This is a genomic window from Candidatus Palauibacter scopulicola (genome assembly GCF_947581915.1).
Lineage (GTDB): Bacteria > Gemmatimonadota > Gemmatimonadetes > Palauibacterales > Palauibacteraceae > Palauibacter > Palauibacter scopulicola.
In genome coordinates this window covers 25,311-33,051 of sequence record NZ_CANPWG010000034.1, presented here as the reverse complement: position 1 = coordinate 33,051, position 7,741 = coordinate 25,311, and the positions used below count along the sequence as shown (strand labels likewise).

Annotated in this window: 7 protein-coding genes; 3 read left to right on the top strand and 4 right to left on the bottom strand. The window is 71.0% G+C overall.

Going from position 1 to position 7,741, the window contains the following annotated elements:
- Positions 1–58: 58 nt before the first annotated feature.
- Entirely contained in the window at positions 59–727 is a 669-nt protein-coding gene (locus RN743_RS06435) for a hypothetical protein (RefSeq protein ID WP_310777779.1), read from the bottom strand.
- A 77-nt stretch (positions 728–804) separates the two neighbouring features.
- On the opposite strand from RN743_RS06435, the gene RN743_RS06430 reads away from it, so the two are divergent.
- Together RN743_RS06430 and leuS are read left to right on the top strand one after the other, a co-directional pair.
- Positions 805–1,212, top strand: coding sequence for a DoxX family protein (locus RN743_RS06430; RefSeq protein WP_310777777.1), 408 nt, complete (start codon positions 805–807; stop codon positions 1,210–1,212).
- Between the two features lie 143 nt (positions 1,213–1,355).
- Positions 1,356–3,866 carry a leucine--tRNA ligase gene (gene leuS / locus RN743_RS06425; RefSeq protein ID WP_310777774.1) on the top strand — a complete coding sequence of 837 codons (2,511 nt, stop codon included), beginning with the start codon at positions 1,356–1,358 and terminating at the stop codon, positions 3,864–3,866.
- 10 nt (positions 3,867–3,876) lie between these two features.
- Here leuS and RN743_RS06420 read toward each other — a convergent pair whose 3' ends face one another.
- The 3 genes from RN743_RS06420 to RN743_RS06410 are packed head-to-tail and all read right to left on the bottom strand — an operon-like array spanning position 3,877 to position 6,346.
- Entirely contained in the window at positions 3,877–4,164 is a 288-nt protein-coding gene (locus RN743_RS06420) for a Fe(2+)-trafficking protein (RefSeq protein WP_310777771.1), read from the bottom strand.
- Entirely contained in the window at positions 4,161–5,213 is a 1,053-nt protein-coding gene (locus RN743_RS06415) for an aminopeptidase (RefSeq protein WP_310777768.1), read from the bottom strand. Before RN743_RS06415 ends, RN743_RS06420 begins: the two co-directional genes overlap by 4 nt.
- The gene (locus RN743_RS06410) at positions 5,210–6,346 is read right to left on the bottom strand and encodes a DNA adenine methylase (RefSeq protein ID WP_310777765.1); all 1,137 of its coding nucleotides are present in this window, start codon (positions 6,344–6,346) and stop codon (positions 5,210–5,212) included. Before RN743_RS06410 ends, RN743_RS06415 begins: the two co-directional genes overlap by 4 nt.
- Before the next feature lie 50 nt (positions 6,347–6,396).
- Here RN743_RS06410 and RN743_RS06405 point away from each other — a divergent pair, with 50 nt between their 5' ends.
- Entirely contained in the window at positions 6,397–7,728 is a 1,332-nt protein-coding gene (locus RN743_RS06405; protein WP_310777762.1) for a glycosyltransferase N-terminal domain-containing protein, read from the top strand.
- Positions 7,729–7,741: the final 13 nt, after the last annotated feature.

The following is a 7,741-nucleotide window of genomic DNA, read 5'->3' as shown; positions in this document are numbered from 1 at the left end:
ACTGGTGAAAACACGCCGGTAAAGCTCTGCCATGAAGCGATTTACGGACGAGAACTAGCTAGCACGCGTCCACCGCGTCGACCACCCACAGGCAGTGATCCTCCCCCAGAGTTTCGCACCGCGGGTGTGAGACATCGCTCTCCACTGCCCGAAACGTCCGGAACGACTCGTCGATGATCCCGGACAGGATCTCGCAGCCGCGCCCGTCCTTGGCCGCTGTGGCCAGCAGGGGGAGGCCGCGCCGGATCACGAGCCCGTTCAACCCCTTCGCCATCCGGATCTCCGAGGAGGGACTGAGGCGGCGGGCGATCTTCTTCGCTCGCCCCCAGGCAAGGATCCGCCGGAGACCGAGGGGGATCAGCCGCCACCCGAAGCGCAGCATCACGCGCCCGCCGGGGCCGAAGGCCTCACGCGTGATCCGGCGTCCCGTGGAGGCGAAGATCTCCGGAGCATCGACCCGCCGCGCGACGAGTTCGAACAGGTTCGCCACCTCGGTCGCGGGCACATCCCCGCCATCCTCCTCGTAACGGCGAATCTGCTTGAGCACGACACTCGACAGCCCGAGTCGGCGGCGGAGGTTCAGGGAGAGGTCCACTTCCTCGAGTTCCCGCGGATCTTCGGGCGTGTCGAGGTCTCTGAGGGTCAGCAGAAGGGCGAGCGGAATACGAACGGGGATCTCGCCCTCGAGCTCCCCGTCTTGTGCGCGCGGAGAATCAACCGGCATCATGGGTCGCAAGGCTACGGCGGTACTTCCGGGCCTGCAAGCGGCGCCGGACGCCGGAGCCCCCCTTTATGGGAGGCGTCATGAATGCACCCGTCTCGAAGGAAACCACTCACGCCGTGCTCCGGGTCACCGCCGGCCTCATGTTGTGGCAGCACGGAGCCCAGAAGCTGCTCGGCTGGTTCGGAAGGGAAGCCGTCGGCAACTGGTTTTCCTGGCCGGTGGGCATCGCGGGACTCATTGAGTTCTTCCTGCCGATCCTGATCGTCCTCGGGATCCGGACGCGCTTGGTCGCCTTCATCCTCACGGGGCACTTCGCGGTCGTCTACTGGTGGCGCCACTTCTTCGGCCGCGAGATGGAGCTCGTGCCGATCGTGAACGGTGGAGAACTGGCCGTCCTGTACTGCGCCATCTTCCTCTTCCTGTGGACGACGGGCAGCGGGAAGTTCAGCCTCGACCACATGGTCCCGGGTCCCGGCCAGGAAGAGTAGCCCCAAGTTGTTCGGCCGCCGTTCCGGCCCCATCTTGTGCGGCCGGACGGCGGCCTCCGCAGGGTGCCGCCGTCTCGGCTTTTGCCACCGCCGCTGGTGCATCTCCCCGGCGTGATCCCGTAGACGGAGCGGACCCGCGACCCATGTACGACCCGATCGCCATCGAATCCCGGTGGCAGGCCTGGTGGGAGGAGAACGGGACGAACGAGCCCGACCTCGATGGAGCCGAGCGTCCGTTCTTCAACCTCATGATGTACCCCTATCCGTCGGCCGAGGGGCTCCACGTGGGCAACCTGTACGCCTTCACGGGGGCCGACATCTACGGGCGCTTCCGCCGCCTGCGGGGCGACGACGTCTTCGAGCCCATCGGATACGACGCGTTCGGCATCCACTCGGAGAACCACGCGCTCAAGGTCGACACGCACCCGATGGAGCTGATCCCCTCGAACATCCGCAACTTCGAGCGGATGCTGAGGGCGGCGGGGCTCATGACCGACTGGTCCCGCACGGTCGATACGACGGACCCCCGCTACTACAAGTGGACGCAGTGGATCTTCGTCCAGCTCTTCAGGGCGGGCCTCGCGGAGAAGAAGGAGGCCGCGGTCAACTGGTGCCCGCAGTGCCAGACGGTCCTCGCGAACGAACAGGTGATCGCCGGGCTGTGCGAGCGGTGCGACGCCGCGGTCGAACAGCGGATGCTGAGCCAGTGGTTCTTCCGGATCACGGAATACGCGCAGCGCCTGCTCGACAACCTGGACTGGATCGACTGGTCGGAGACGACGAAGACGGCCCAGCGCAACTGGATCGGCCGCTCCGACGGCGCGCGGCTGCACTTCCCGCTCTCGGGCGCCACGGCGAGTTCGGGTGCGGCGGCGGGGTCGGGCGACGCGGGGGCCGGGCAGGCGGACCGGATCGAGGTGTTCACCACCCGCCCCGACACGCTCTTCGGCGCGACCTTCATGGTGCTGGCGCCGGAGCATCCCCTCGTCGAGCGGCTCACGACGGACGAGCGGCGCGCCGAGGTGGAGGCCTACGTGCGGGCGGCCGCGGCCGTCGATCTCGTGGAACGGCAGAAGACGGACGATCGCGACAAGACGGGCGTGTTCACCGGCGGGTACGCGCGGAACCCGGCCACCGGGGAGGACATCCCCGTGTGGGTCGCCGACTACGTCCTCATGGACTACGGCACCGGCGCGATCATGGCCGTGCCCGGACACGATCAGCGGGACTTCGATTTCGCGCGCCAGTTCGGGTTGTCCATCGTCCAGGTCGTGTGCTCCCGCGCGGCGCTCCCGGAGGGTGCGGATCCCGCGGACATCGGAGGGGGCGAGGCGGAGGCCGCCTTCGTCGAGCACACCGCCGATGAGATGCTCGTGAACTCCGGGCGCTTCAGCGGGATGGAGGCCGACGCGGGCGGGCGCGCGATCACGGAATGGCTGGCGGAGCGCGGGCTCGCGGCGGCCGAGGTCAACTACCGGCTGCACGACTGGTGCATCTCCCGGCAGCGCTACTGGGGACCCCCGATCCCCATCATCTACTGCGACAGTTGCGGTCCGCAGGCGGTGCCGGAGGAGGACCTCCCCGTCGTCCTCCCGTACGTGGAGGACTTCCGCCCCACGGCGACGGGCGTGAGCCCGCTCGCGCGCGACCCGGAGTTCTACACGGCGGTGTGTCCGGCGTGCGGCGCCGACGCCCGGCGCGAGACCGACGTCTCCGACACCTTCCTCGACTCGGGCTGGTACTTCCTGCGCTATCCCTCGACCGAGTTCGACGACCGCCCGTTCGACCCCGAGCGGACGCAGGCGTGGCTACCCGTCAGCAGCTACATCGGAGGCGAGGAACACTCCGTCCTCCACCTCCTCTACTCCCGCTTCCTCACGATGGTGCTGCACGACCTCGGGCACCTCGAGTTCGAGGAACCGTACGACCGCTTCCGCAAACACGGCCTCCTCATCCGGGACGGCGCCAAGATCTCGAAGTCGCGCGGCAACGTGATCCTTCCGGACCAGTACATCCAACGCTACGGCGCGGACACGTTCCGCATGTACCTCATGTTCCTCGGCCCATTCCAGCGCGGCGGGGACTTCCGCGACAGCGGTCTGGCTGGTCCCGATCGCTTCCTGAAGAAGGTATGGGACAGTGTGACGGCCGCCGCGGAGGCGGAGCGCACGGGATTCGATGATCCGGGCGTGGAGCGGGCGCTGCACGCCACGATCCGGCAGATCTCGGAGGATCTGGAGGCGCTGAGCTACAACACGGCGATCGCCGCGGCCATGGACTACCTGAACACGCTGCGCGCCGGCGGGCGCACGGCCTCGATCGACGAGGTGCGGCCGCTCGTGATCCTGATCGCGCCCGTCGCGCCCCACATCGCCGAAGAGCTATGGGCCCGCCTCGGCGGCGCGTCGAGCCTCTTCGATCACGCCGAGTGGCCGGCCTGGGACGAGCGCAAGCTCATGGTCGACGAGGTGGAGCTTCCGGTACAGGTGAACGGCCGGCTGCGGGCGACGATCCGCGTCGCGCGCGGAGCCCCGGAAGATGTCGTTCGCGAGGCGGCGCTGGCCGAGGCGAACGTGATCCGGCGCCTCGACGGGGTCGCGATCCGCAAGGTGATCCACGTCCCGGACCGCATGCTGAACCTCGTCGTCTCGTAGGGAGCGCGTCCTACCAGTCGACGGAGCCTTCCGCGCCGGTGTCGATGGGGGCGGCGGTGCCCTCCTCGCCGAAGAGGTGGATCCGGAGGTTCTTGTAGAGGAACTCGCGCGACGCGGCTTCGTGGAGCTTGAGCCCGTAGTGGTTGATGAGGAGCATCTGCCGCTTCTTCCACTCCTCCCAGCAGGCGGCGCAGATCTCGGCCACGATCCGCTCGCCGAGTTCGCTCGGGAACGGGAGGCGCTCGATCCGGCCCCCGTCGTCGCGGTCGCAGCGCACACAGGCGAACGGTTCCGTCATCTCGAAGTCTCCCGATCCAGCAGACGCGTCAGGGCCTCCCACGGGTCGCCGTCCGCGGCCTCCCGCATCAGCGCCTGGACGGAGGGTACCAGGCCGCCGTGCGACTCGAACACGCGCTCGAAGTCATCCAGTCTCGTGTAGTAGAGAAGGCGCGAGATCATCCACGCGTTGTCGAGCCCGTCCGGGTCGATCGATCTGTACTGCGCGTGCAGCCGCGGCTTGTACTCCGTCTCGAAGCGTTGGGCCGCCGCCTCGAACACCTCGCGCTTGGCCGCCCGCTTCGCCTCGTCGGGCAGGGCAGAGGCGTACACCTCCTCCAGCGGTGCGAGGATGGAATGGAAGAAGTCGCCGAACAGGCGCGTGTCCTCCCACCTCCACTGCGCCCGCACGCAGGCGCTCTCGTCCGTCACCGCCTCGCAGAAGAACTCGATGGCGCCGCGGTACCCGACGAAGTTCGCGAAGCTCTCGTTGAAATCGGCCTGGCCGGTGGGGAAGTACGTGCTGTGCGTGATCTCGTGGATCACCGTCTCGACGATCCCGAGGCTGTCGAGGCGCAGCGTCGTCGACATGATGGGGTCGGGGAACCAACCCAGCGTCGAGAAGGCGGAGACCGGCCGGACCGAGACGTCGTAGCCTTCCTCGGCCAGGCTGGCGGCCTCCGCGCGGGCGTCGTCGAAGTCGAAGTATCCCTTGTACGGGACGTCGCCGACGATGGGGAACCACCACGTTTTCCAACGCAGATCGAACTCCGGGGCGGCGAGCACGATCAGGACCAGCGTGTCGCGGTGGAGCTGTGTGAACGACTCGTAGCTGGCCCCCGCGCGCAGCCCGAGGTCGCGTTCCGCGAAGTCTCTCGCGTCGAGGACGAGCCGCAACTTGTCGCGGGTCTCGCGGGCCACGGTCGTGTCGTGGATCACGGCCCGGATGGGGCGGCGCGCCGCGAGGATGCGGGCCTCCTCCCAGCCGGCGCGCAGGACGTACGCCGGCGAGCAGCCGCCCGCGCACAGCAGGAGCAGCACGAGCGCGGTTCTCCGGCGCGCGCGGCTCACGCGCACCTCACGTAGTGGAGGTGTTCCCGCACGTCGTCGCGCAGGTAGCTCCGCCCTGGGCCGTCCGCGTCGCTCCGGTAGCGGCGGTAGGGCCGGTCGTGGAAGGCGTAGGTGTCGGGCAGGCCGCGTTCGCGCAGCGCCGCTTCGATGGCGGCGCGGTCCAGGTGCCCCTCGTCGTTGTAGCTGAACAGGATGTGGCGTCCGTCCGCGGCCTCCAGCACCTCCCGTAGCGCGTCCGGGGCCCGGTGCTTCCGGCACCAGTCCGAGCGCAGCGCCTCGTCGGGAATGAGTCCCGTCTTTCCGCGGATCTCGGGCGGCGTGGCCCAGCCGAGCGCGAGGAGTTCCGGGATGTGATAATACGCGGGATACTGCCGGCCGTTGTAAGGGGGGTCGAGATAGACGAGATCGACGGGACCGATGGATTCCAGGAGGCGGGCGGCGGGTCCGCGGAACGCGCTGCAGGCGCCGGCGCCTTCCTCGCGCGGCGTCGGGTCGATGGGGCGAAGCTCGAGCGGGCGCAGGGCGTTCGGCTGCATCGTCTTCACGAAGGAGGCGTACACGCCCGTCGTGTTCGCCACGCGGTCGGCGGCCTCGATGAGCGTCGCGATGAGGAGTTGGGCCGCGGCTTCGCTGTGGGAGGTCCCGCGCGTCCAGCGCTCGATCCGCCTCCGGACCCGATCGATCTTCCGTCCGTTCTCGGGGGAGAAGTACATGCGCCCGTGCGCCCGCCCGGCGGTCTCGTCGCTCGAGTAGTGCTCGGAGATGAACCCGCCGTCCGGCTCCTCCCCGTCCCGGAGATCACCGCTACCGTCGCCGCCGGGATCATCGAGTTCGGCCAGCCCCTCGAGCAGGGCGTGGTAGCCGATCTCCCGCCTTCCGTTGCGGGCCGCCGCCGGGAGGAGCGAGGCGGGATACCGCGGGGCCGCGTCGAGTTGCACCCGCGCGACTTGGAGGGCGTAGGAGGACGCCATCAGGTCGCCCGCATGGACCTGCCAGCCCTTCTCCTTGAGCGCCGCCGACACGCTGGCGGTGCCGGCGAACGGGTCGCAGGCGACGCCGGGCGTCTCCTGGAACCCGTCCACGGTCTCCAGCAGGAAGGGGACGAGCTTCGTTTTGTTCCCGAGATAGCGCACGCGGGAGAATATGGAGACGGGATGCGGGCGAAAAGCTCCGGGCGGCGGCCGTGAACGCCGGCGCGCGCCTGACGGAGGTGGCCGCCGGCATCGCCCTCGCGGCGGGGCCCCTGCTCCGGCGTGCCCGGCCGGACATCGCGCGGGCGGTGGCGGCCCGGCGGCGCGGTGCCGCGGAGCTGGCCGCCTGGGGGCGGGGCCGGGAGCCCGGGCCGCTCGTGTGGCTGCACGGCGCTTCCGCCGGTGAACTGCTCGGCGCCGCGCCGGCCATCTGGTGCCTGCGCGGCGCACGATCCGGGTCGCGCGCGGGGGCGCGGGCGCAGCTCGTCGTTACGTACGGATCGCCCTCGGGCCGGGCGGCGCTCGCGTGGATCGATCCGGATCACGCCGGCCCGCCGCCGCTCGACCGCGCGCGCGACTGCGATGCCGCGCTCGCCGCCCTGCGGCCCGGCCTGCTTGTGTTCGCGAAGCTGGACGTGTGGCCCGGACTCGTGGCGGCGGCCGCGCGCGCGGGAGTGCCGGCCGCGCTCATCAACGGCACCGTCCGCGATGGGAGCCGGCGCTCCGGCGCCCTCGCCCGCCGGCTCTTCCGCGCGTCGTACGCGCGGCTGGACGCGGTCGGCGCCGCGAGCCCGGAGGACGCGCGGCGACTCGAGGCGCTCGGCGTCCGGCCCGGGGCGCTGGCGGTGACGGGGGACGCGGCGTTCGACCTGGCACTCGAACGGGCCGATCGGGCTCGGGCGGGCGGCGCGGCCGCGTCTTTCCGCGCCGCGCTCGGAGCGTCGGACGGAGCGTCGGACGGGGCGGTCCCGCGGCTCGTCGCCGGTTCGACGTGGCCCGCGGACGAGCGCGCGTTGCTCGATGCCGCGGCGGCCGTGCGGCGCGACGGCGGCCCGGGCTGGCAGCTCGTGATCGCGCCGCACGAGCCGACCGCCGCGCACGTGAACGCCCTCGTCGCGTCGTGCGCGGCCCGCGGGGAACGCGTCGTCCGCTGGAGCGAGATCGGCGATGCCGCCGCGGAGCCCGACGCCTCCGTCGTCGTCTTCGACGAGGTCGGCCGGCTCGCCGAGCTGTACGCGGCGGGCGATGTGGCCTACGTCGGCGGTGGCCTCGGGGGCACCGGGCTCCACAACGTCCTCGAGCCCGCCGCGGCCGGGCTGCCCGTCGTCTTCGGCCCGCGCCACGACCGGGCCGACGCCCGCGCCCTCGCGTCGGCCGGCGGCGCGCTCGTCTCCCCGGCCGGCGCGCTCGCGGACACCCTGACCGGGCTGGCCCGCCCGCCTCGCCGCCGGCGCCACGGCCGGGCGGCCCGCGCGTTCGTCGAGGCGGGCGCCGGCGCCGCCGACCGCACGGCGGATCTCCTGCGCCCCCTCTGGCCGTCCTGACCCGCGGCCGCGG

Bases quoted from the DNA above. Each gene is read 5' to 3' on its own strand.
- RN743_RS06435 (WP_310777779.1), bottom strand. From the start codon at position 727: ATGATGCCGGTTGATTCTCCGCGCGCACAAGACGGGGAGCTCGAGGGC.
- RN743_RS06430 (WP_310777777.1), top strand. From the start codon at position 805: ATGAATGCACCCGTCTCGAAGGAAACCACTCACGCCGTGCTCCGGGTC.
- leuS (WP_310777774.1), top strand. From the start codon at position 1,356: ATGTACGACCCGATCGCCATCGAATCCCGGTGGCAGGCCTGGTGGGAG.
- RN743_RS06420 (WP_310777771.1), bottom strand. From the start codon at position 4,164: ATGACGGAACCGTTCGCCTGTGTGCGCTGCGACCGCGACGACGGGGGC.